The following is a 22,786-nucleotide window of genomic DNA, read 5'->3' as shown; positions in this document are numbered from 1 at the left end:
CAATCATAAAGAGTTATTATGTTTAACCCCATTTCAAATCCTCCTCATAAATTCCTATTTATCTTTTACTCACCCTCCTCAATATCATCGATACCAAATAGCTTCTGGAACTTATCAAAGTTATAAGGGTAAGAGTTATCGCCATCAAATCTTACTGGCTTATGGCCATTACTATATTCAAATTCCAACTCCCACTGTGTTCCATCAAGTACCATGTATCCGAAGCGTTTAGTTGTATAATGTCTTCGCCACTCACCGATATGAAGTTCCTTAAGTGCCCCAATGAAAGTATCCTTTATAAAGGGCTCTTTATTATCATCCAACAATACAAGTGGTTCTACATCTTCCCATAACTTTGTATAGGCTTTCAATTCTTCGGATAGCTCTACAATATAGGTGCTATAACCGCCAAAGTAACCACCAATGTTAAAGGTGATCTTGCAGATAGCATTTATGTTCGCATCAAAATCGGCTGCCTTTTCTTCAGACTTTGATAAAGTATAAGTCCCGCCAGCCTCAACATAGGCTTGCTTGGCTTTATCCAAATATTTACGGCTCCAATGAAGGCGGGTATCTTCACTTGGATGCATAACAGTTTTCATGCCATCATACGGGTTTTCCATAGAATTTTTGAGGTGACCTATTTCTTGCTTAAGTCCTCGGATGGCGGTCATTATTTCTTCTTTTGTTTTTCCTTTGAGATACTCTTCATAGTAACTTTCCGGACTAATCATCATATTAGACCGCCTCCTTTATTTGTTAGATATTTTTATTTCATCTCCATCGGGCAAAATAAATGCCTGCTCAAACCTGACACCCAGTACATCTGCGATGGCTTTCAACTCATCCAAGGTTACCGTTTCACGTTGTAATTTCTTATTGAAATTTTGTGGAGTCTGGCCGATACGTCTGGCAAGTTCAGAAACGCTTATATTCATTCGCTCACACAGTTCTTTAATCATTTCTGCCGTAGTCATACAGCACCTCCAAGTTTACGCTAAGAACATTATAAACCGTTTGGTTGATAAATACAATAGTTATTAAAATATTATTATAATCAGCAAGCAAAAGAAAACCCATGACTCTACTGTAGAGTCATGGGCTATTTACTTCTGGTTTTCATATTTCCATTTCGATGCCAGATTTAAAGGCTATGACGAAGTGTTCTTCATAGACTGTAACGCTCTGGATTATCTTCCTTACAAGCTTATCATCGTACTCTAAGGTACGGAATTTGTTCTTGCGGATAAATTCAATCAGCTCATTGATTCGCTCGTTCTCGCCACTGAGGGAGGCATCTTCTACTAAAAGGAGCTGTCGCTTGTCTCTCAGCTCATCAATCTCATCTGCTAGATGTTCATAATCTTGACTCTTATTGGCCAGCTTGATGAGGTCTTTTTGTTTTTCTTCTAGTAAATTATTAATCTCTGCAATTTGATACTCTGTGGTTTCGCCAATCACAGCATGAATGTTCTCTTCCAGGGTTTTTATCATGTTATTGCCACCTGCAAGTAGCTTATTAATCGCTGTCATTACCGCACCATAGAGTTCATCTTCTTTTACGGTTCGGTTCTTACAGACCTCAGGACCTTGCTCGATTCTAGTCACGCATCGCCAGACAAATTCTTTTCTACCATGAATATTCCAATAGGTTCTCCTATAAATATCGCCACAATCTCCACAGAAGGTGATGGCACTTAAAGCATACTTGCTACTATAAATTCGTTTGTTCTTGCCTTCTCCTGTGTAGATATTGCTTCTTCGATGAACCTCTTCCTGCACCTGCAAAAATAACTCTTTAGGAATAATCGCCTCATGGCTATTTTCAACATAATACTGGGGAAGATGACCTTCATTCTTAACTCGTTTCTTGGTTAGAAAATCTACAGTAACAGTCTTTTGCAGAAGGGCATCTCCGATGTATTTTTCGTTTTGAAGTATCTTCTTAACTGATTCTGGTCGCCATCTTGGTTTTCCCGCTGCTGTTAAAATACCATCCTTTTCAAGGGCTCGACCAATGCCCACTAGACTCTGACCTTCAAGGTATTCTCGGTAGATGCGTTTGATAATCTCAGCTTCTTCGGAGACAATAATTAAATTTCCATCTTCATCTTTCGTGTAGCCCATAAATCGTTTATGGTTGACCTGCACCTTTCCTTGTTGGTATCGGTACTGTAGACCAAGCTTAACGTTTTGAGAAAGGCTCTGGCTTTCCTGTTGTGCTAGAGATGCCATAATAGTCAGCAAAACCTCACCTTTGGCATCCGTGGTGTTGATGTTCTCTTTCTCAAAATAGACGGATATGTTTTTATCCTTGAGCTGTCTAATATATTGAAGGCAGTCTAGGGTGTTACGTGCAAATCGGCTGATGGATTTTGTAATAACCATATCGATGTTACCGTCCATGCACTCTGCAATCATACGATTAAATTCGTCACGCTTTTTGGTGTTCGTCCCGGAGATACCATCATCTGCAAAGATGCCAGCAAACTCCCACTCAGTATTTTTCTTTATAAACTCTGTATAGTGTGCGACCTGAACCTCATAGCTAGAATTTTGTTCTTCTGTTTCTGTAGAAACACGGCAATAGGCAGCAACACGAAGTTTCTTTATCTTTTCTTTTGCGGCTGTACTTCCTACTCTTTTACGAGCAGGAATAACCATTATATTTTTCTCTGTCACTTTATTCCTCGCTTTCTATCAGACTGTATAAGTATTCTGCTCGTTCAAAAGGATCAACTGGCATCTTATTATCTGCCTTTCTCATTTTAAATCGTTCTTTGGGAGGGGGAGAGGTGAAAGCGGCAAGCTCTACCACTCGTCCTAAATCCTTTGCACGCTTATCTCTAACTTCTTCAGCTTTATCAAATATCTCTTTATCAATGATTGCTGGATACGTATCATTTCCAAGGTAGTTGACGTTTTTCAAAATGCGTCCCATCACAGAGTGTGTCTTATCAATACCTGCTTGTTCGCCAGCCACTGTAAGGGATAGTCCTGATATGTATTTCTCAAAGAATACCTTTACTTGACCTGCTGCCTTTTCATCGACAGTAACAACTCCGTCTTGAATTCTGTATCCATATGGAATATATGCCATTTATCTCACCACCTTTTCTTTCAGGGAAAGACCGCATTTCAAATTGAATGTCAGCTCATCCCTGGAATTTACAATGATGTTCTCTACAAATTCTTCAAATAATTCTTCCGTGTAGTCACCATTAAAATTATTTGCTGACACGTAATCAATGAGGTCCTTTATCTCGTTTGCTCGCAAAATCCCACTCGCGGAATTTGATACAAGGTTTGTTTTTTCAGTTGAAAGATTTTTCATCTCACTATCTAAAACATTTCGTTCCTGATTAAAAAGAGCTGGCTCAAGGAAACCTTTGGCCATCAGTGTAATAAGGGTGTTGCGTTCTTCCATGAGTTGCTCCATTCGCTTATCAATAGCATCCATTCTTTCACGGTCGCTTTCTTCATCGATTTGGCTAATTGATTTGAAAAGTGGCTCTAGGATTAGCTTGTTACTGAAAGCAAGCTTATTCATCATGGTTGTAAATGTGGCTTTGATTTCCCCATCTCGCAAGAACAACATGGAGCAACTCTCTTTGTCTTCGATATGACCGATGCAACTCCAAGCAATGTAACTCCTACCAGCTGAGTAGTTTGTCTTTCTCCTAAAATTGCGACCACACTCTCCACAGACAATCTTGCCACTTAAAGCATATCGATTAAGATAAACGTTCTTTTTCATGCCCTTACACTTCATCTTGGCTCTTTCATCAATGAGATCTTGTGTCTTAGCAAAGTCTTCTCTACTAATAATCGCTTCATGATTGTCCTTGTAATAGTACTGGTCTTTTTCGCCTGTATTTGGATGGCGATTGTAGTTACTATCTGTGTAAGTCTTTTGTAGTAGGACATCACCCATATATTTTTCGTTTCGAAGCATGTCTATCACCGTGCCTGCACTCCAGTGATTACCTCGTCTTGCAGGGATTTTGTCTTTGTTCAAACCTCTTGCTATAGTACCTCCACCTTTCCCTGAAAGGCACTCTGCAAAAATACGTTTGATGATTTCTGCTTCTTCTGGGACGATTACCATTTCACCATCTATATTGGTATATCCATAGGGTGGAGTACCTACATAACTGCCGTTTTGAAATCTCTTTTGAATGGACCATGTTGAGTTTTGTGAAATAGATGCAGACTCTTCTGCAGCAAATCCAGAAAGGATAGAAAGCATCAGCTCACTTTCCATATCACCCGTATTTAGATTCTCTTTTTCAAAATAAATGTAAACACCGATATCAATCAGCTTTCTTACTAACTCTAGGCAATCTACTGTATTACGAGCAAAGCGGCTGATTGATTTGGTGATAATAAAATCTATCCGACCTTGCTTACAATCTCGTATCATGCGGAGCAGTTCAGTCCGTTTCTCCATCTTGGTGCCGGAGATCCCTTCGTCATAATAAAGACCAGCAAACTCCCATTCAGGATTAGACTTAATATAGCGCTCATAGTGTTCACGCTGTGCTTTAAGGCTTTCAAGTTGTTCATCACTATCGGTTGAGACTCTAGCATAGGCGGCAACCCTAAGTTTCGTAGTAGGTAGTTGTCCCTGGGTCAGTTCATCTATTTTTGTTATCTTTTTCATCATCTCACCTCGCTTTCGCCCATTACATACATCACTCTAAAAGCTATTAATAGCAAGCTTTTTAGGACATAATCTCGGCTAAACGGGGAGAGAATTTCTGCCTGTTCAAGGCTGATATTTTGTGTAATTCATCCACTGTGATTTTGCCTTCTTTATATAGGTTTGCGACAATGCTCTCGGCTATGTGAAAGTCATATTCCTTTTGTAATTCTTCCTCTGTCATCTGATCGGTCTTGCCCTTTAACGGACAGCCATCTTTTACTTCAAAAATGTTCATAGAAAAACACCTCCTACCTAGTAGCCACGGCAGGAGGTGAAATCTGATGATTTCTTTAATCTTTTTGATAAAAGTCGCATTCATAGCCATCGGCGTCAAGGAGCAGCCCTTTTGCCCAAGGTGGCACTTGACTCATCTGTTTACATACTTCAGTAACCGATATTTGAGGATCGGCTTCAATAATGACTTCATCATGGACATGAGCCACAATACGATAAGTACTAAGCATCTTCATTGAATACATCAAAATATCACGGGAGATGGCTTGAACAATATTCTCTACAAACTTAGGACCGTAACTTTCAAGACGCTCCCATTTCTTTGTTCCACCTACTCCTTCATAGGTAACAGACTCACCACCAAACTGATTCTCACCAATTCGAGGTTTTACATAGGCAAGCCTTCTGCCGGAAGGAAGAACGATAAAAAGCATGCCACTAAAACAATGAAACTCGATGCCACGGGTTTCCTGTGATTTGTTTTCTTTTACACATTGTTTAGCCGCCCGATCTACATCCCACCAGAACTGTGTGATGTTGGGATTAGACATTCTCCAAGCATTCACAAGCGGTTTTAATTCTTCCTCTTCAAGCCCCATCTCTAGTGCTCCCATCGCTTTTAATGCACCGACAGATCCGCCATAGCCGAGTGCCAATTCAGCGATTTTACCCTTCTGTCTCAAATGACCGTTCACACCATGCTTTTCAACGGGAACGTTAAACATCTGAGAGGCAGATGCGCAGTAGATATCACCACCACTAGCAAATACCTTTGTTCGCCATGTTTCGCCTGCGAGCCATGAAAGCACACGAGCCTCAATGGCTGAGAAGTCAGACACAATAAACTTATGACCAACTCTAGGTACAAAGGCTGTACGAATCAGTTGTGAGAGGGTATCAGGTATATCTTCATAGAGCAGTTCTAGTGTTTCAACATCACCATTTCTAACAATATTTCGCGCCTCTTTTAAATCTGGCATATGGTTTTGAGGGAGGTTTTGTAATTGCACAAGCCTTCCGGCAAAACGTCCTGTTCTGTTAGCTCCATAAAACTGAAACATACCTCTAGCTCTTGAATCACTACAGACCGCATTTTCCATTGCTGTATATTTCTTTACCGAGGATTTTGCCAGTTGCTGACGAAGTGAAAGAACTTCATTTAGTTCACCATCGGTTTCCTTAAGTTTCTCAGCGACAGCTTTTTTACCGAGAGTCTCCATCTCTAGACCGTTTTCAGAAAGCCAGCCTTTCATCTGTTGTACAGAGTTTGGGTTATCGAGATTTGTTATCTGCTGCATGGCAGTTAGTAGTTTTTCATGAGATATGTCATCCATGGCAATGGCCTGCTTAACAAAATCCATATCCACCTTTATACCACGGTCGTTGACTTCTTGATCGAGATGATACTCCTCCCAGATGTCCTCTGGTACTGGAAACTTAATCAATCTTTGTTGTATCTGTATTTCTGCCTCCACATCACGCTTGTTATATGCTTTAAACTGCTGCCATTTATCGATTTCATCAGTGGGTAGGTTACGGGTTCTACCACCATTTATTTTTGTTGGAGTACATGGAACACAAAAGTATCGTATCAGGTCTTTACCCTCCGTCAGCTTTTGCTTTTCAAGTCCTAGCACTGCACCTACACCTTCTAAAGAAAGAGGAAGCCCCATATAGGCAGACCAAACCATGGAACATTTCCATGAGGAAGGATTTAGATAAGTCTCAGTGGGATAGCCCAAATAACGTGAAAGGCAGACTCGCTCAAACTGAGCATTAAATGCCCACTTCGTAATGGTTTCATCGGTTAAGGCATCTAGGATTTCTTTTGGAATCTTTTCTCCATTCATCAAATCGATGACCTTAACCTCACCACCGTCAACCGCATAAGCAAACAGCATCACCTCAAAATCATCTGCTTCTACGTAACGATAAACACCACTTTTTTGTAGATTAGTAGATGAATAGGTTTCGATATCAATTTCTAAGTTCTTCATAGTGGTCTCCTTCCTAAATGAAAAAAGGTGGCAGAGGGAAGACCTCCACCACCGTCAAGTTTACTATTCCTTTTAGGCAAGGAAGTCATCATCGACAAGAGTCGTAAAATCATCTACTGCAGAAGACTTACCACCTAGAGGTTCTCCGTCTCTAATTTTTTGAATGTTACCAAGACCACAAGCTACACCTTTATTACCATTTGAGTTGAAGGCATAGAAGTTGAGTGAAACCCTGCCGTAACAACCGCTGTACACCTCACTACGATCCAGTATCGGCTTAACACTTTTGTCTACAATCTGCGGTGCTGTTTTGCTATTCGCATTGATGAAGTAATGGCCTTTATAAGCCTCGTCATCACGCTCTACATCTCCATCACGCAACGGTAGTTTAATGGCTGCCTTATTGGGTTTCTTACCACCAAACTTTGCGATACCTTCCTCAATGGCAGCATCAACCGCTGCATGGATGGCATTAATAGTTTCCTTATCATCCTTTGGAATAAGGACAGATACACTGTATTTTTCTGCACCACCATTAATAGATACAGGCTCCCAACCGTGGAAGTAAGAAAATCTTGAGTTTACACCTGTGATAACTTTTGTTTTGTTTTGCATATTTGCCATAATATTTAATCCTCCATAATTTCGTTAAATTCGTTTTTAGCATCCGCTACATTCATAGCCGGTCTTTTATCTGAGTTTTGAACAAGAGTCGGCTTACCCGGTGGTTTGTAAATGAGGTCACCGAGGAGTTCCTCAAACTTGGATTTGCCCATTAGTTTTTGCATCTCTGTCAGTGGAATAAGGCTCTTTCTATAAATGTCTTTATATCCACCTGCCACGGCTTTTTCTGCGATGGCTTCTTCATCTTTATACTTACGAACCGAGCGACCTTCCACAACTTTAAAACCATTCCACTCTTTACCGTGATTGACTGCTGCATCAGTGGCATAGGCAGTTATTTCATTTGCCCATTTGCTAAGGTCGGGAAGAATAAGTAAGATTTCTTCTATTTCTGTGTCCGTTAGTAGTGGCGGCATCTTGAATTCTTTCTCTGCAAGTTTTAGCTTTTCTTCGGCTCTGGCCCTACATTTGTTTGCCGCTTTACAGAAAGTACACCATGGACCGGGGATGTATTCACCCTCACCGTTGAAGGCCTTGTCAGCTCTAGGCTTTAGTTCCTCTTCAGCCCAGTCTTTTAGTTCTTCCACCGGTATTGTCCAGGTGCTGACATTCTCTCTTCTAGGCTGAAAGATCGTCATAGACACTTCTTTAATGTCGTACAGGTGATCATAGATCCCAAGTGCTCCTAGGGCATAGAGCTTCATCTGTGGATTGTCCACTGCATCAACTAGCACACCCAGCCCATACTTAAAGTCTACGATGTGAAGTCTGTCATCCGCGATAATCACACAATCTCCTGTTCCAAAGCCGTCTGGCACATAGCATGAAAAATCAAGATGCTGTTCGATAAGAACGATTGGATCCTTGCATTTTGTTTTTGCAAGTTCCACCTGCTCCATAACAAAGTCCACGTAAGCATCTGTATATTCCTCCATCTCATCAGAGTTATACTCAGAGATAGGTCGCTGACTTCTCATATGAAGTGCCTTTTTTAGTTTGTGTTCACACAGGTCATGAGCCGCTGTGCCTTCTTTTGCTGCCTCACCACTTTGGTCTTCAAACTCCAGTTCAAGTCTTGCAGAGGGTAGGCAGTTAAGCCACCTGTGGGATGAAGATGCAGATAATATTGCATGATTACCCATTTCCAAGACCCTCCGCATCTTTCAAGATGTCAGCATAATAAGTCTTATCAACAGCACTTAACTTGTCTGCACCATACTTCTGAATGAGTCCTCGCACTTCGGCGGTAAATCCAAGTTGGCTCTTTTCAGCAAGTACCATACGCACTTTTTCAAGTGGGATATCTGGCTCTTTTACTGGTTCTTGTTCAGTTGCAGCTTTTGCACTTGGAGCAGGACTTCCTTCTGTCATTACATCGCAAACCGCCTGTATGCTGTCAGCAAGACTTCGCATATCATTGACCACTTCAAGCAGTAACTTTATTTTGCTCAAGGTCAGTTCCTCCTTTCGTCATTTCACAGATAGAGAGTTCCTCGATGCTATCTCCAGGAATCACAATCGTTACACGCTGTTTACTCCCTAAAAGAAAGCGAAGAATTCGTTCCCTTACGGACACATTACGGTAGGTAACAAGTCCGCCTGTCTGTGGTTTCTTAGAAACACTGATTTTTAGATTGTGTTTCATATCCATCACCTCTTTCCAAAGGGCGATTTATTTCTTGCCCTCTACCTAGTAGCCACGGGAGGTGATAGAATCTGACGGTTTAGAAAAAAAGAAAGCCTACCAAAGAGAAACACTCCTTGATAGGCTTTCTTGATTACTGTTATTTCAAGAGTTCATTGACCCTTTTTTGTACCGAAATGTAGTCATAACCGGCTTTGGTAAGTTTGTTTTTTCTTTCTTGTCCGTTACCCCAATCGCCACGAATGACTTCCTTTGCGATGGTATCGATCGACTTCTTACTAGATAGCAGATCATTGACCTTTGACTGCACCGCCGCATAATCATAGCCTGAATCTGTTAAACGTTTCTTTCGTTCTTCACCATTACCCCATAACCCTTGAATGACTTCCTTGGCCAGCGTCTCAACCGATTTCTTTTCTGTAGGAGCAGGTACGTTTTCTTCTATGCCAAGATGATTAAGCCCTGCACTTCGGATAATCGCTTTGTAATCTTTAAAAGCATAGTTCATATCCAAATTACCTGAGTAACCATTCAATTTACCTTTGCTTGTATACTGCCAGATACCATGACGAAGAGTCGGTTCTTTACTGGACCACTGTGCAACCCAGAAATCATAAGGTGCTAGCCGATCCAGTTCTGTTAAATCTTGAAACCAAGAACTAGATGCATAGATACCGGCGTAATATCCAGCACTTTCTACGGTTTCACAAAAGCCTACCAACGCATCGGTAATGGCTTTCTTGCCACTTGGTCGTTGATGATAATTATCCTCTGTATCAATAAATACGGGATAAGAGATGGTCTTGCCTTTGATAATTTCTAGGCATTTCTTCGCTTCTGCTATGCCCTTGGTTTTGGTATTGGCACAGCTGTACCAGTAAACACCGATAGGAATACCTCTCTCGTGAAAGGCTTTGTAGTATTGTTCAAAGGCATCATCCTTGTGCAAACTTACTCCTGTACCGTGGCCCGTATATCCTGCTCGGAGGATGACAAAATCAACCTCTTTTGCAAGCTGGTCATAGTTAATCTGACTTGGTTTTTGCCACGTGCTGATATCGATTCCTTTAGTTCTCATGATTATTCCTCCTTGTCGCTCTTGTTATGGAGCTGTTCTAATACATCTTTTAATTTTTCTGGGATAGGTAGTCCAAGATGAGCTGAATTTTCTAACAGCGAAATTCCCTCATTTGATAGATAGAAGAAAACAATCGCTGTTCTTAGTACGCTCCCATCACCAATCACATAGACATCTAAAATATTGGCCACACCCACTAAAACAAAAATCAGCACTTTACGGCTGATTCCGATAAATCCCACTTCACTTGATAGGGTCTTATCAGCGATTGCACATAAGACACCTGTTAGATAGTCGATGACTACAAAGACTAGTAGTGCATATAGGAAACCGTCTGCCCCTCCTAAAAACCATCCGAAGAATCCACCGATTGCTGTTATCACAATTTGGATCCAGTTCCATATTTCTTTCATTTAAAATTCCTCCTTTTGTTGAAATAAAAAGAACACCTACTTTTGCAGATGTTCCTTTGATTACTCTATTTGTTTTGGTAGCCACTCCCAGAGTCTTAAATCCTCTTGCCCTAGTGACCACATACACATGCCTCGAAGTTTCCACCGATAAGCTGCTTCATTTGCCCAGTACACAAGGCTATCCACATCCTGATAATAGAGAATGGAAAATCCATCTCCATCACCTAAGAAAAGACGAGATATCCAGATGTTAATATCCCTCGGAATAATGGTGACACTATAGTCATTTCCACACTGAATGGATGGCATCATATCTGAATGAAAGAAGTCATAATCAAGGGAGATGCTTTCACTTCTTGTGGCTGATTCTTCAATGTCTGCTGTTAAAGTAAACACTTGAAACTCATCATCCCAAGAACAGTTACTTCTTGATAGCCGACCATAAGTTTTAAATGTTCCATCTGGCATAAGCACGTCAAAGCGTTCATAAGGCTCATAGGTCCAGGCATCGCCTAAGCGAAGCAACTGGCAATGGACTTTATTATCCGAACGAATACCTGCATACCCTGTCACATCCGAGCAAGTGGCTGTAAAGCGCAGTGTATTGGATGCAGAGGAATAGACCCGCACTTGATTGCCACGCTTTCGAATTTCTAGAGTATAAAAGCTTGGATTCGATCGAATGTTTGCGGCCGATGTTTTTGAAAAGCTGGTGGCATAACTACCTTTTAAAGTAGAACTTTCATACAGTTCAATGCGCTGGTTATCATAATTAAAGCAACAATAAATCGTTCCAATAAAAACACCTGCCTTGCCACTAAAGGTTTCAGGAAAAATAATCTGCGCCCTTAAGTGGATATCTGAAAAATTGTTGTAGTTCCATGCTAACTGTCCCTTACCCTCCAGTTGGGAATAGGGTCTATTCATCGAACTGCTTGTATCTTGCCAAACACTCCATTCACCCGATAAGGTTGTCCAGTAGCTTTGGGGAAGAGGGTTCTCATCTCTAAAATCCTCATACCACACAAGGGCTGAATCTGCTTTTCTTCTAAGCATCTCGAATGTCAACTTAAAACCTGTTGCAGGCCCGACCATATCTCCGTTTATATCTTTGAAATGTCTAGGAGCAAGGGTATATTCTGCTTCACCAACTGTTGGCCCCTCAAAAAATGAAGAACAGACTCTAAATCCATAAAACTGTACGCCCTTTACCCCAAGCGAAATAGTGATGGTATGTGTTCCTGCAGAAAGGTTCACTCCTTTTTTCAGTACCGTCCAGAAAGTCGTTCTCCAATAAGGCCACCACAGTCTGTTTTCAGAAAAATCTACTTCATTTCCATCAAGGGAGATATGAATACTATTCTTATCCCAAAAGGGAAAGCCTAGCTCTACTGCTACATCATAAGTACCTGCCTGAGCAAGCGTAAAATGATAGGTTGCCGCACCTTCATCCCCCAGTGTTGTGACGCTATTAGAAACAGAAACAACACCAGAATAACTATCCGGCATGGCATCATGATCCACATAAACAGTGCCAAAGGCTGTCTTTTGTTGTTTGCCATAGGCCGTCAGATATTGTCTGCCATTGTAGCTTGCAGATAAGAGTGGATAGCTATAGCGAGTGGCATCTCTTCCTTCCATATAATCGTAGACATGAGGCAATGCCCAAGGCACTTTATTCTCATCATCCCAATAAGCCACGATGGGAATAAACGGTTGAGGAGGCGCATCGTCTGTGAAATTATAGACTCCTGTCATCCAGTATTTTGCCGCATAGTAGGTATGGGACGTTCCTCGGTAGACTTTTCCTAGGTTTTCTGGTGTATCAAAGATTTGCCAGTTCCAGCCATAAGCAGGCATCCCAAAGAAAATCTTATCGGGATTCATCACTGTAACGGCATAATCATAAATCCCTTCAAGCCAGCTCCTTGGAGATACAGGTCCCGGTGCAGAACCTGACCAAGCCATACCATAACTCATAATTGATGCGGTATCGCAATAAGGGTCTAAGTCTCCGTAAACACACCAGTTCTCACCACCTACTGAACCATTGACACTGGTCATACCTGGAAGGCAAATGTTCATCAGTTTACTTGAATCATAGGCTTTGATGGTGTTGTAAATATTTTTAAACATGGCGGTTGACTCAGCATGAGTGGAATAGTCATCGCCTCTTTCTAGGTCAATATCAATGCCATCACACCACGGATACTTTTTCATAATACGAATAAGCTCGGATAGAAACAGTTCCTGAGCGCCATTCGTGTTATCTCTCAATGCTCTGAAAATACTATTTGCACCATCATTGGCAATGGTCAGTAGCCATTTGATGTGACGATAACGGTTGATGTAGGGGAGCATACTGCTGATGGTGACACCACTCTCAACAATCTCCCCGGTAGCTCGTACTTTAAAAGAAAAAAGACCGATGGTATCAATCCGGTCTCCATATTTCTCTAAAGCTTCATACATTCGTGCATTTCCCATAAAAGTCCACACCATGATTTTCTTGCCTTTTAGTCGTTCCATTAGAATGGTTCACCTCCGTCTTGCATTTCCTGCATGGTAAACAGCACCCTTGCAGATTTCCCTTTTTCAAGGGTCACTTTATGCTTTGAGTCCCAGGCAGCACTGTATTGATAGAACCCCTCTTTGGGTTCGCTTGCTCCGTTTTTGGTACAAGTTCGCGTGGATGCTAAGAGTGCCAAATCAGCATCTTTTTCAATTTCTCTAGGGAAGGAGACCTGTTGCCCTCCTATACCTTGGCTTAGTTTCACTGTTCCAGCAGACATAGAAAGCTTTGGATAGATATGAACATCAAGTCCTGCGGAGGTTTCACCGACATTAAATAAAATAATGGTTTCCTCTGAACGGACCACACCGTTAAACCAAACAGGATTCTTGATACTGCCATCTTCCTTTAGTTTTTCTAACCTGCTTTCTGTATGAGGCACATAACCATTTAGAACAGGTCCTTCTTGTAATTGGATGTCCGTAAACCAAATCATGCCAGTGCAATCATAGAGGGTAGGTTTTATGCTTACACTCATGACACGCTTATCTTGTTTTTTATTTATGACTTCCGCTAACCTTATAAATTTAACCTTAGCCATCTAACGTCCACCTTATTTCACAGGGATGACCTACCCATCCCGTGACCACTGAGCCTGCCTGTAAAAAGAGATCCGTAATATAAAAAGTGCCTGTGCAATTTGTGACACAGACACGGATGGTGATGGATTTTACTTTTGAGGAATAGCTTTCTGGAAGTATCTTTTCTGATGTTCTTGAAAAATAGGCCATGAATCCACCTCCTTAATACAAATCAATAAATCTTGTTTCTGTTGTTCCATCTTCATATTCAATAACCACTTCAATGCCAACCTGTGAGTCGCTACTCAGCTTTTCAAGGTTTTCAGATGCGATTTGTGCCGAGAGCGTGTAGCTAGAACGATTCGCTGGATAGATGGTCTGAGCCATGCTCTTTGTCATATTTTCTACACCCATTGCTTTAAACGATGCAGTACCGCTCACACCGTTATCACCATCTACTTCAAAGCCTGAGTTAACCCAATAAGCCATCGCATCATCACCACGAGAATTTCGCAATAAATTAAATGGCACCATTTCACGGATATCATTGTTTGTAACCATACTTGTGCCTTCAAGAGAATCTGCTACATTGTCCCACTGGCTTGCAGAACTGCCCAGATTTTTAAGGGTAGTGGATAGTTCGAGTACCGTATTCCATGGTTCTTGTAAGTTATATTCTCTTCGTATGACTCGAGTGGTTACCGACAGCCCTAAATCCTTATCTTCTACATGAACGTAATCGCCAAGTGACCATGCTTCATGCTCATAACCCGTTAATACTGATAAATCCATTGCATTTAAAACATAAGAGATGTTTGGCTTTGCATACTGAGCAAGCCTCATCTCGGTATATTCTTTCATCTGATAGGGATTGGTAAAGGAAGAACAATCAAGTGTTGATATTCGAATATCAGACGAATAAGTATAGTCCTCCACATATGCCTTTCCTCCATTGATGTCTGCAAAAGTAAGACCATCGTTACCAATGGCATAGAGCCTTGTTACAAGACTTCTGGTATCAACGACTCTTTTAATGCTCTTCATATTTTTCTTATAGGCAAACAATGCACCGCTATCCGTACCATAGACCGTTAAGAGATGGACCAGCCGATTGGGACAATCAAAGACAAGGTCTCCACCATGTAAGTCTGCAACCGTACGAAGGATGGATAGTGCATTCTTTTCTGTACTCGTCCAGGTTCTTTTGGTTCGTACATTGACTGTGCCTACACTCCACTCTGTTCCTTCTAAGGCATAAGCCATGGAGACTTCAGCAGTTTCTGCATCAAATTTATGTTCTTCTTTTCGCACTGAAAAAGTCAGGTCGTAAAACTCTGCCTCAGCATACACTTCAGTCGCTAGATTTCCTTCACTGTCTTTTGTATCTGTTAAAGTCCTTACTTTATAGATGTCATCAACAATCTGAATTTTCTTTTCACTATCAATAAATCCCCGCTTGGTATCACGGTAGGGGATCATAAAGGAGAGCGTATCTTCACCATTAATTTCACTTGTTACCACAATGTTATAGGCATTTTCTAACACAGCCTCCCATGCTCCATTCGAATCCAGTACGACCGGTCTTGCAAAACCAATCCTCTCATAAGGGGATTTTGGAATATCATAAAGCCTGATATCAATGATTCGAGGGGTCTTACTCGTATCTACAGTATTAAGTGTGACCCTAAAACGAATGTATGCCTTATTTGGAGATACAAGTTTTCCATCAAGTGCGATGGCTGCCCAATCACTCCATTGAACAAGGTCATCGCTTGTTGAGGTTTCTATCGGCCCAACTGCAGTTACCCCAGAAATATATTCACTGGTAACGGAGACCCGACCTGTGCCAGACAGATTGCACGTTGCCGGAGCCGTATATAGTGTTCCTTCCGTTGGATAGACACCTTCTGTTTCCCTTAAACTCACGACTCCCGGTACGCTAAGGGCATCAACAGCACCGCCCATATCACCACCGTTAGTCAAAAGAGACCCATTGAAATAATCAATCAAATCATCCGTTGTAAGACTTGAATCCATATCAAAAAACCAGTCATCAAATCTTCCAGCATACCAGTAAGTATCTGCATGCATACCCATAATGATGTCGGCTGTACAAGAAGGATTTAGTGAGCCTGTAAAAGAATAGGTCGGGGATACCCAGCTCGTTCCATTCGTCCTATCTCCTAGTACAATCCATGCATTTTTATTGTTTGGCTCTATGACCATGCAAATAAAATACACACCACCATTGATAAGTGAAAAAGGCGGTGTGGTTGTTTGGTCGAGTATAAGAGAACCACTAGCGTTATAAAGCATGATTCTAGGTCTGCCTGCAAAGAGCGACAGGTAAAAGATAGGCTGACCAGGACCATAGCGAGTATTTAATATGGGGCAATAGGTATTTCCCACCGAATAAGTAGTCGGTATCATCCAACCGCCAACAAGGATTCGCTCTCCCATCTCCGAAAAGAAAGTACCATCATTGGCCACTTTAAGGTAGGTTTTTTCTGTAGCGGGATTGTTGATGTTGATTCGGATTTGTCTCCCTTTTTGGCCGCTTTGAAGGCTTGCAGTTGTTCCTAGATAATTGACAAGCTCTATTTTTCTGTCTAATCCAGAAGAGTCTGCAAGATAACCATATTCATCTACCGATACATCATTAAATCGCCATAGTCCAGATTTTGCATGCTCAACCGGGAACTCTCCCGTAAAATCTGTCTGTTTATTTAATATTGTTTTTAATGCCACTGGATCACCTCCATCTACTGCGAGCCTTTATTTCAAGCGCTGTAAACACAGCATTATTTGTTGTTATTGCTAGGGTATTCGTGCCCACATGAAGACTTGGAAACTGTATCTCCTCTAGGTAAGGCAAAGCGTTTCTTAAGATTATCCCGTTTTCGTCTTCCACATAAGCCGTCATATTAGCTGTATCAATGACAAGGGTTTCTTCTGCCAAAAGTACCGCATTCACTATTTTCATTTCCAATCCATTGGTTGTAACAGAAATAAAATTGTTCACACCCGATGTGATGATTCCCTTCAAGCGATACATAGGATTGGATTCAACATTGCCGGTCTGTCTTGTAATCGTGTGACTTCCTTCGCTTTCTATTAAATAATTTTCATCCGTAATGGCATAAGCAAATGGGTCAGGGCAGAAAAACTTCAAGTTAAAACTTCCTGCAAAACGAATGAGTCGTTCACAATCCACTTTTTCATTCAGCCTTGCCATGAAATACCTGTCAGGTACATCGTCAAAAACAAGTTCTTTTAATCCTTGCATGGGATCAAGCCATGTTGAAAGTTCATCAAGCGTACTCACCAGAGCAGAAAAGCTATGCTTGGGATAGATATTACAAGCTACATTGATTTCTCGGTAATCAAAATCAGCCCCAAAGTCTGTCACCCCATACTTTCCAGGTACGGTGGTGGTAAAATTACGCATTCCTCCACAGACTTGCCAGGAAGTGAGCCTGGCTTTTAGTCCCATGCTTTTTGAAGAAATATCGTTATATGAAAAACCCATCGGCACACCTCCTTATGTTGTAGAAAATCGACCTTGAGCACGAGAGCCTGTTTGAATTAAGTTATAAAGTTCCTGAGATACCCTTCTGATATCATCTTCACTTCGTACAATCATCTGCTGTACAGTAACTAGCGACCCACTGACACCACCTAGGGAAGAGGTCGCTGCATTTGAAATCACACCGCCTACCGAAGTATCCACTGAAAAGTCTGTAGGCAAGGATGTACTCATATCGCTGGCAAGACTAGTCATCACATCGTTGATATCCTCGCTCATCATCTCAGCCGCTTTCACAGCCTCATCACCGTTATCTTGGATAGAACCTGCAAGACCTTTCACAAGCATTTCACCAACCCACCCCATCTGTTTCGATGGTGATTTGATACCGAAGAAATCCTTGATGCCAGTCCAAATGCCACTAATCCAACCACTCACTTTATTCCATAACCAAGAAGCAAGGGATTGAATACCCTGCCATAACCCTTTTACAATGTTGCCACCCACCGTCACGATTGAACCCATGGAGTTTGTAAATGCTCTGACGATGCCGCCAATAATCTGGGGCACTGCTTTTACGATTTCTACCACAATGGTTGGTAAGTTTTGAATGAGTGCTACAAATAGCTGAACCCCTGCCATAATGACTTTGTCGATGTTTCCCATTAAGGCATTTACGATACTTGAAATGATTTGAGGTATCGCTGCCACAATGGTGGTAATAATGGTCGGTAGATTTTGAACCAGTGCAACAAGTAAGTCGACACCTGCTTGAATGAGTTGTGGAATCGAACTTAAAATCCCATTTAGTATTCCATCAATAATCTGTGGAATCGCCTCAACAATTGCCGTAATAATTTCAGGCAACGCGGCAACCAGCGATGTTAGTAACTGAATACCTGCATCTATAATCTGAGGAATTGCGCTAATAATAAAATCAACGATTGCCAAGATAATCGTAGGAAGAGCCTCAATTAGTTGCGGGATCGCTTCGAGTAGCCCCTGAGCCAAACCAAGTATTAACTGCAGTGCTGCATCGAGCAGCATGGGTAGATTATCAACCAAACCTTGTACAATCGTAGTAATTGCATTAACTGCCGCAGGAATAAGTTCTGGGAGAGCCTGCCCAAGACCATCCACTAAAGCTGCAATTAACTGAACGGCCGCATCCACTAGCAGTGGTAAGTTTTCAATCAACGCATTCACAATCGTGAGAATGGAATCAACTGCTACCGGTATTAAGGTAGGTAGTAGGTTCATCAGTGCGTTAAGTACCTGAGTAAATAAATCTGTCACCGTAGCAAGGAGTGTCGGTAACAAATCAGAAATCGCATCCAATAATGCTTCAATTGCTATAGGTAAAGCCTTTACGATATTTTCAATCACTGGAGTAATGTTTTTTACCACAGACTGAAAGGCATCCACCATGTTTTTACTGAGTTGTTCCATATCCGCATCAGCATTTCCAAAACCAACTAAGAGATTTTGTAAAGCAGATTCAAAAGCATTCAAGGACCCTGAAATAGTTTCCTCAGCTTCAAGAGCAGTCGTACCAGCAATACCCATGCTTTCTTGAATGACATGGATGGCAGAAACTACATCGGCATAAGAAGAAACATCATACTCAATACCAGAGATAGCCTTGGCATCGGCAAGGAGCCGCTCCATTTCACTTTTTGTACCACCATAGCCTAGTTTAAGGTTATCCAGCATGGTGTAATTTTGCTTGGCAAAACCCTGATAGGCATTTTGAATGGACTCCATGTCTGTACCCATTTTATTGGCATTGTCAGACATATCAGTAATTGCCATATCCGCATATTTAACGGCTTTTTCAGTATCTCCTCCAAGAGAAGAAATAAGGCTTGCAGAAAACGAAGTGACGGTTTCCATGTAGTCATTGGCAGAAAGACCTGCCGTCTTATAGGCATTCGATGCATAGTCTTGTAACTGCTGAGAGTTCTCTTTAAAAAGCGTATCCACACCACCGACTAATTGCTCGTAATCGGCATAAGCGGAAATGACTTCTTTACCCAGTTTGACAGCCGCCGCTCCTGCTGCAACAGCAACAGCTCCCATGGCAATGCCAATAGATTTTAGAGTTGTACCTAAGCCTTTAAACTTAGATTCAGACTTTTCAGCAGAGTCAGCCGCCTCATCAATCTCTTTTCCCATATCATCGGCACTATCGGTGACATCGTTCATTTCACGGTTCATGTCATCGAGGGCATCTTCGGCATCATCATAATTGGAGTTAGCTTCTTCAAGAGCAGCATTATTGCTACTTAACTCTCGCTCCATATTGTTGAGTGCCGCCTCAGCATTGTTTAGCTGAATCTGCCAGTTCTGTGTTCTTCTATCAGTTTCTCCAAAGGAGGTCGCTGCATTTTCTAGAGCCGATCTCAAGGTATCAATTTTGCTTTTTTGGGTTTCAATCTCTTTGTTGAGGACTGAATTTCTGGCGGAAAGAGCCTGGACAGACTTATCGTTTTTATCAAATTCTGAGGCTACCAGTTTCATTTCAGAGCCAAGTACTTTAAAGGAACGATTGATATCGGTTAATGCCTTTTTAAATTCTTTCTCGCCTTCAAGACCGATTTTTAAGCCAAAATTATCTGCCATGCTTTCCACCTCCTTTGTCAGATTCCATCAGGGATAATGTCATCGATAAATATCTCTCTTTTTGGTTTTGCCAGCCCCTGATACTGTTTGTGGCACTCCCACAAGTCTAGTAGCAAACCAAACGGCATCAGCCAAAATTCATCCATGGTCAGATGTAATAGACTGATGCCGTAATATAAAAGCCTCGTAAATAACTCTTCGTCACTTACGGGGCTACTGCGTTTTTTGGGCTTTCCTCACTGAGTACATTTCTTTTTGCACCCTTGTAAAGGGCATTCATTATTGCCTCTTTGTACTCTGCCAAATCAATCGGGCTTGTGAGAATTTCCACTTCATCTTCTGTGAGTAATTCCTTCGGTGCATCCTTGTGCTTGATGTTATAGACAAGGGTACTTTGATTGGCCAGTAAGGTAATCAGCCACACAATCTCGGAAAGTGCCATCTCAACATTCTTAGACTTCATTAGCTTATCGCCTAGGTTTTCAAGACCACCATATCGTCCTGCGATTTCCTTTGTTGCCTTTGTAGTAAGTAGTAGCACATATTCATCGCCACCAATACGAATACTTGCTGTTCGTTCGTTATCCATGAATTATCCCTCCTTATACTGTGTAATCCGGTTCATAGACTTCTGTATACCAACCGCTGATAACCGCTGCCGGTACATCCTTATCACCTTCGGTCACTTCCGCTTTCCATGGATGTTTCCCGCTTGTATCCGGTTTGTTTCTTCGAAGAACCGTACCTTCTATTGTTGGTGTTGAGAATGTAATACTGTCACCTTTAGTCGCTAGGTTGGTGGCAGGAATACCGAATTTCACTCGGTAGAGCCAGTAGTATTTATACTTGCCATTGGATTTCTTTGCTCTAAAACCAACAGCCACAGGATCCCCGCCATCTTCACTGTTAGAAACCACAACGTTGTTCTTATCAACCGTGACACCGGTTAAGGCGGCTGCAGTAGTCGAGCCAATATCATCTACTCCAAGAGAGATGGTGCCATTTTTAAATTCTTTAACGATTTCTGCCGCACCATCATCTGCATAGAGCGTTGCCTCTGCCAGTTCAACAGATAGCTCTGCTGAGATTGCTTTTGCCAGCTGAGTGGGTGTGCCATAGATTTCTTCGCCATTTTCATCGTCTGTGATGGTCGCATAATAAAGTTTATCCAGACCAATTGTTGCCATTTTTAATTACCTCCTATTTCATAATGTTTGGCTACATCCACGTTGTAGTGGTAATAGCCCGTATCATCTTCAAAGCCGATGTAGCTCCGTGCGGTTATGGTGAAACTGGAATCCAACAATAACTGCACCACTTGATTTTTTAGAGCTGTATAACTGCCTTTGCTATAAATTGAAATCCGTGCCTCTTGAACATCCATGCATGGTAGATTATCCGAATGAAGGTCAAAGCTATCGCTCATCGGAACAATCACCATGTACTTACCAGGAGCCACATCTGAAAACACTCCTGTTTCAATCGGAACGTCTAGTGTTTCTAAAACTACTTGTAAGTCCTCTAAAATACTCATAGCTTTTTGACCTCCTCTTCAAAAGTGCTTTTTATAACTGAGATACACTCTGATTTGGAAGCACTCCTAGCGGGTTTCAAAAAAGGCTTTGCAGGTTGACCGTGTTTGCCATACTCAAGGATGTTTGCTATTTTTGCGTTACTCTCACCATCAGGCCTTGGTTCAGAAAATCCAATTTTTATATTGTGGTTTCCGTTCCTATCTAATCGTACTGAAGTGACACCGAGTGCCTTTTCTAATTCACCCGTTGAGCGTGATTTATGCTTTGTACCTTTACCAATCACTGCAGATAGATTACTTTTCGTTCTCTTAAAGACGACTTCACCACCTGCTTTTAGCACCTTTTCTGCAACAGGGTCAAAGTCAGAGCCAAGCTTTGAAACCTTAAGTAGAAATTCATCGGGCATTTTAATATCAACTTTTGCCAACGCTACTCACCACCTTCTTTGCCAAAACTTCTGTATACATACCTCGACCTTTTACGTTTTCTACCGAGGTAATATCAAAACGCTCTCCATCACACTCAATAAAGTGTTCTGTACTGACCTCAACTCCTGGAATGGCACGAAACCTGAATAAATCCGTAGCTTCTGAAAAAGTAGCTAAATTAGCCCAGCGTTCACTGCCATGACGCCCTTCTCGGTAAACCCGAATCGAAGCAATCACGGTTTCTGATGTTGTCGCAAAGCCTTCACTGTCTTTTGTTTTTGTGATTTCCTTGATATCAGCAAATTTATTCATTTTTCCAAAACTCATCTCTTACACCTTCCAATCCCGATCAAGTCGCAAAAGAAGATTGACCGTATTCCAAACTTGCTGACCGGCTTGCACATTGTCAGCAAAAAATCCACCGGTACTGCCATCTCGACTTTCATAAAAATGAGAAGAGAGCATAATAATGGCTTGCTCTGTAGTCGGTGGCATAGGATTGTCGCTATAGAAATTTTCTGGTACATGCTGATAACTCTCGGCATAACTGACAGCAGCGGTGATGAACACCTCTAAGAGTTCGTCATCAGTGTCATGCTCTAAAATCAAGTTTGCCTTTACCTTTTGAATCAGTGTCATACCGCTACCATCCTTTCTTTTTTAATCAGTTTCCATGAGTCCGGCTGTTTTTAGCTTTAAAAGCAAGGCATTAAAATCAGCAACTAAACTCGTAATATCTTCTGCCGTACTAGGTGCTTGGTTTTCTGCAGGAGTAAAAGAAGAAGGGAGACCGGTTACGGTTGCTCCCTCCTTAATCTCTAGCGTTCCACCGATAACGGTTTTGTCACCGCCTTGTTCGGTGTAGTTTTTTGTGTTGTAATCCATA

At 41.6% G+C, this 22,786-nt stretch carries 25 protein-coding genes; all 25 read right to left on the bottom strand.

Annotation, left to right across the window (positions count from 1 at the left end):
- Positions 1 to 65: 65 nt before the first annotated feature.
- The 25 genes from EF514_RS01135 to EF514_RS01010 all read right to left on the bottom strand — a co-directional run bounded on the left by EF514_RS01135 (position 66) and on the right by EF514_RS01010 (position 22,785).
- Positions 66 to 737: a hypothetical protein gene (locus EF514_RS01135; RefSeq protein ID WP_127722958.1), complete on the bottom strand. Its 672-nt coding sequence runs from the start codon at positions 735 to 737 to the stop codon at positions 66 to 68.
- 15 nt (positions 738 to 752) lie between these two features.
- Positions 753 to 977, bottom strand: coding sequence for a helix-turn-helix domain-containing protein (locus EF514_RS01130; protein ID WP_127722956.1), 225 nt, complete (start codon positions 975 to 977; stop codon positions 753 to 755).
- A 142-nt stretch (positions 978 to 1,119) separates the two neighbouring features.
- Positions 1,120 to 2,682, bottom strand: coding sequence for a recombinase family protein (locus EF514_RS01125; protein WP_476726853.1), 1,563 nt, complete (start codon positions 2,680 to 2,682; stop codon positions 1,120 to 1,122).
- A gap of 1 nt (position 2,683) precedes the next feature.
- Positions 2,684 to 3,100, bottom strand: coding sequence for a recombinase (locus EF514_RS01120; protein ID WP_127722954.1), 417 nt, complete (start codon positions 3,098 to 3,100; stop codon positions 2,684 to 2,686).
- Positions 3,101 to 4,663, bottom strand: a complete 1,563-nt coding sequence (locus EF514_RS01115; RefSeq protein WP_127722952.1) for a recombinase family protein — start codon at positions 4,661 to 4,663, stop codon at positions 3,101 to 3,103.
- A gap of 61 nt (positions 4,664 to 4,724) precedes the next feature.
- The gene (locus EF514_RS01110; protein ID WP_127722950.1) at positions 4,725 to 4,940 is read right to left on the bottom strand and encodes an SHOCT domain-containing protein; all 216 of its coding nucleotides are present in this window, start codon (positions 4,938 to 4,940) and stop codon (positions 4,725 to 4,727) included.
- Between the two features lie 55 nt (positions 4,941 to 4,995).
- Complete coding sequence (locus tag EF514_RS01105) at positions 4,996 to 6,936, bottom strand: DNA polymerase (protein ID WP_127722948.1); 1,941 nt, start codon at positions 6,934 to 6,936, stop codon at positions 4,996 to 4,998.
- 72 nt (positions 6,937 to 7,008) lie between these two features.
- On the bottom strand, positions 7,009 to 7,560 hold the full coding sequence (locus EF514_RS01100) for a DUF2815 family protein (protein ID WP_127722946.1): 552 nt from the start codon (positions 7,558 to 7,560) through the stop codon (positions 7,009 to 7,011).
- Positions 7,561 to 7,565: 5 nt separating this feature from the next.
- Positions 7,566 to 8,702, bottom strand: a complete 1,137-nt coding sequence (locus tag EF514_RS01095; RefSeq protein WP_127722944.1) for a DUF2800 domain-containing protein — start codon at positions 8,700 to 8,702, stop codon at positions 7,566 to 7,568.
- Positions 8,695 to 9,012 carry an rRNA biogenesis protein rrp5 gene (locus EF514_RS01090; protein WP_127722942.1) on the bottom strand — a complete coding sequence of 106 codons (318 nt, stop codon included), beginning with the start codon at positions 9,010 to 9,012 and terminating at the stop codon, positions 8,695 to 8,697. The genes EF514_RS01095 and EF514_RS01090 overlap by 8 nt, the downstream gene beginning before the upstream one ends.
- Positions 9,013 to 9,344: 332 nt before the next feature.
- Positions 9,345 to 10,283 (bottom strand): GH25 family lysozyme, encoded by a 939-nt coding sequence (locus EF514_RS01080; protein ID WP_127722940.1) that lies wholly within the window; start codon positions 10,281 to 10,283, stop codon positions 9,345 to 9,347.
- Between the two features lie 2 nt (positions 10,284 to 10,285).
- Positions 10,286 to 10,696: a phage holin family protein gene (locus EF514_RS01075; protein ID WP_127722938.1), complete on the bottom strand. Its 411-nt coding sequence runs from the start codon at positions 10,694 to 10,696 to the stop codon at positions 10,286 to 10,288.
- Positions 10,697 to 10,756: 60 nt separating this feature from the next.
- On the bottom strand, positions 10,757 to 13,225 hold the full coding sequence (locus EF514_RS01070) for a glycosyl hydrolase family 18 protein (protein ID WP_127722935.1): 2,469 nt from the start codon (positions 13,223 to 13,225) through the stop codon (positions 10,757 to 10,759).
- Entirely contained in the window at positions 13,225 to 13,809 is a 585-nt protein-coding gene (locus tag EF514_RS01065; RefSeq protein ID WP_127722933.1) for a hypothetical protein, read from the bottom strand. Before EF514_RS01065 ends, EF514_RS01070 begins: the two co-directional genes overlap by 1 nt.
- The gene (locus tag EF514_RS01060) at positions 13,802 to 13,999 is read right to left on the bottom strand and encodes a hypothetical protein (RefSeq protein ID WP_018659533.1); all 198 of its coding nucleotides are present in this window, start codon (positions 13,997 to 13,999) and stop codon (positions 13,802 to 13,804) included. Before EF514_RS01060 ends, EF514_RS01065 begins: the two co-directional genes overlap by 8 nt.
- Before the next feature lie 12 nt (positions 14,000 to 14,011).
- Positions 14,012 to 16,537 carry a phage tail spike protein gene (locus tag EF514_RS01055; RefSeq protein ID WP_127722931.1) on the bottom strand — a complete coding sequence of 842 codons (2,526 nt, stop codon included), beginning with the start codon at positions 16,535 to 16,537 and terminating at the stop codon, positions 14,012 to 14,014.
- Between the two features lie 4 nt (positions 16,538 to 16,541).
- A complete protein-coding gene (locus EF514_RS01050; RefSeq protein WP_127722929.1) occupies positions 16,542 to 17,318 on the bottom strand; it encodes a distal tail protein Dit in 777 nt (258 codons plus the stop codon).
- Positions 17,319 to 17,330: 12 nt separating this feature from the next.
- Positions 17,331 to 19,937: a phage tail protein gene (locus EF514_RS01045; RefSeq protein WP_127722927.1), complete on the bottom strand. Its 2,607-nt coding sequence runs from the start codon at positions 19,935 to 19,937 to the stop codon at positions 17,331 to 17,333.
- A 205-nt stretch (positions 19,938 to 20,142) separates the two neighbouring features.
- The gene (locus tag EF514_RS01040) at positions 20,143 to 20,526 is read right to left on the bottom strand and encodes a hypothetical protein (RefSeq protein WP_127722925.1); all 384 of its coding nucleotides are present in this window, start codon (positions 20,524 to 20,526) and stop codon (positions 20,143 to 20,145) included.
- 13 nt (positions 20,527 to 20,539) lie between these two features.
- Positions 20,540 to 21,124 (bottom strand): major tail protein, encoded by a 585-nt coding sequence (locus EF514_RS01035; RefSeq protein ID WP_127722923.1) that lies wholly within the window; start codon positions 21,122 to 21,124, stop codon positions 20,540 to 20,542.
- Positions 21,125 to 21,126: 2 nt separating this feature from the next.
- Positions 21,127 to 21,471, bottom strand: a complete 345-nt coding sequence (locus tag EF514_RS01030; RefSeq protein WP_077316358.1) for a hypothetical protein — start codon at positions 21,469 to 21,471, stop codon at positions 21,127 to 21,129.
- The gene (locus EF514_RS01025; RefSeq protein ID WP_127722921.1) at positions 21,468 to 21,899 is read right to left on the bottom strand and encodes an HK97-gp10 family putative phage morphogenesis protein; all 432 of its coding nucleotides are present in this window, start codon (positions 21,897 to 21,899) and stop codon (positions 21,468 to 21,470) included. The genes EF514_RS01030 and EF514_RS01025 overlap by 4 nt, the downstream gene beginning before the upstream one ends.
- A complete protein-coding gene (locus tag EF514_RS01020) occupies positions 21,886 to 22,227 on the bottom strand; it encodes a head-tail adaptor protein (protein ID WP_127722917.1) in 342 nt (113 codons plus the stop codon). Before EF514_RS01020 ends, EF514_RS01025 begins: the two co-directional genes overlap by 14 nt.
- Before the next feature lie 3 nt (positions 22,228 to 22,230).
- Positions 22,231 to 22,539 carry a head-tail connector protein gene (locus tag EF514_RS01015; protein ID WP_127722915.1) on the bottom strand — a complete coding sequence of 103 codons (309 nt, stop codon included), beginning with the start codon at positions 22,537 to 22,539 and terminating at the stop codon, positions 22,231 to 22,233.
- A 21-nt stretch (positions 22,540 to 22,560) separates the two neighbouring features.
- Positions 22,561 to 22,785: a Head fiber protein gene (locus EF514_RS01010; RefSeq protein WP_127722913.1), complete on the bottom strand. Its 225-nt coding sequence runs from the start codon at positions 22,783 to 22,785 to the stop codon at positions 22,561 to 22,563.
- Position 22,786 lies beyond the last annotated feature (1 nt).

The sequence above is a fragment of the Anaerosphaera multitolerans genome, assembly GCF_004006535.1.
Lineage (GTDB): Bacteria > Bacillota > Clostridia > Tissierellales > Peptoniphilaceae > Anaerosphaera > Anaerosphaera multitolerans.
The sequence above is the reverse complement of the archived record's forward strand: the minus strand, read 5'-3'. Positions and strand labels throughout refer to the sequence as shown.

Bases quoted from the DNA above. Each gene is read 5' to 3' on its own strand.
- EF514_RS01135 (WP_127722958.1), bottom strand. From the start codon at position 737: ATGATGATTAGTCCGGAAAGTTACTATGAAGAGTATCTCAAAGGAAAA.
- EF514_RS01130 (WP_127722956.1), bottom strand. From the start codon at position 977: ATGACTACGGCAGAAATGATTAAAGAACTGTGTGAGCGAATGAATATA.
- EF514_RS01120 (WP_127722954.1), bottom strand. From the start codon at position 3,100: ATGGCATATATTCCATATGGATACAGAATTCAAGACGGAGTTGTTACT.
- EF514_RS01115 (WP_127722952.1), bottom strand. From the start codon at position 4,663: ATGAAAAAGATAACAAAAATAGATGAACTGACCCAGGGACAACTACCT.
- EF514_RS01110 (WP_127722950.1), bottom strand. From the start codon at position 4,940: ATGAACATTTTTGAAGTAAAAGATGGCTGTCCGTTAAAGGGCAAGACC.
- EF514_RS01105 (WP_127722948.1), bottom strand. From the start codon at position 6,936: ATGAAGAACTTAGAAATTGATATCGAAACCTATTCATCTACTAATCTA.
- EF514_RS01100 (WP_127722946.1), bottom strand. From the start codon at position 7,560: ATGGCAAATATGCAAAACAAAACAAAAGTTATCACAGGTGTAAACTCA.
- EF514_RS01095 (WP_127722944.1), bottom strand. From the start codon at position 8,702: ATGGGTAATCATGCAATATTATCTGCATCTTCATCCCACAGGTGGCTT.
- EF514_RS01080 (WP_127722940.1), bottom strand. From the start codon at position 10,283: ATGAGAACTAAAGGAATCGATATCAGCACGTGGCAAAAACCAAGTCAG.
- EF514_RS01075 (WP_127722938.1), bottom strand. From the start codon at position 10,696: ATGAAAGAAATATGGAACTGGATCCAAATTGTGATAACAGCAATCGGT.
- EF514_RS01070 (WP_127722935.1), bottom strand. From the start codon at position 13,225: ATGGAACGACTAAAAGGCAAGAAAATCATGGTGTGGACTTTTATGGGA.
- EF514_RS01065 (WP_127722933.1), bottom strand. From the start codon at position 13,809: ATGGCTAAGGTTAAATTTATAAGGTTAGCGGAAGTCATAAATAAAAAA.
- EF514_RS01060 (WP_018659533.1), bottom strand. From the start codon at position 13,999: ATGGCCTATTTTTCAAGAACATCAGAAAAGATACTTCCAGAAAGCTAT.
- EF514_RS01050 (WP_127722929.1), bottom strand. From the start codon at position 17,318: ATGGGTTTTTCATATAACGATATTTCTTCAAAAAGCATGGGACTAAAA.
- EF514_RS01045 (WP_127722927.1), bottom strand. From the start codon at position 19,937: ATGGCAGATAATTTTGGCTTAAAAATCGGTCTTGAAGGCGAGAAAGAA.
- EF514_RS01040 (WP_127722925.1), bottom strand. From the start codon at position 20,526: ATGGATAACGAACGAACAGCAAGTATTCGTATTGGTGGCGATGAATAT.
- EF514_RS01035 (WP_127722923.1), bottom strand. From the start codon at position 21,124: ATGGCAACAATTGGTCTGGATAAACTTTATTATGCGACCATCACAGAC.
- EF514_RS01030 (WP_077316358.1), bottom strand. From the start codon at position 21,471: ATGAGTATTTTAGAGGACTTACAAGTAGTTTTAGAAACACTAGACGTT.
- EF514_RS01020 (WP_127722917.1), bottom strand. From the start codon at position 22,227: ATGAGTTTTGGAAAAATGAATAAATTTGCTGATATCAAGGAAATCACA.
- EF514_RS01015 (WP_127722915.1), bottom strand. From the start codon at position 22,539: ATGACACTGATTCAAAAGGTAAAGGCAAACTTGATTTTAGAGCATGAC.
- EF514_RS01010 (WP_127722913.1), bottom strand. From the start codon at position 22,785: ATGGATTACAACACAAAAAACTACACCGAACAAGGCGGTGACAAAACC.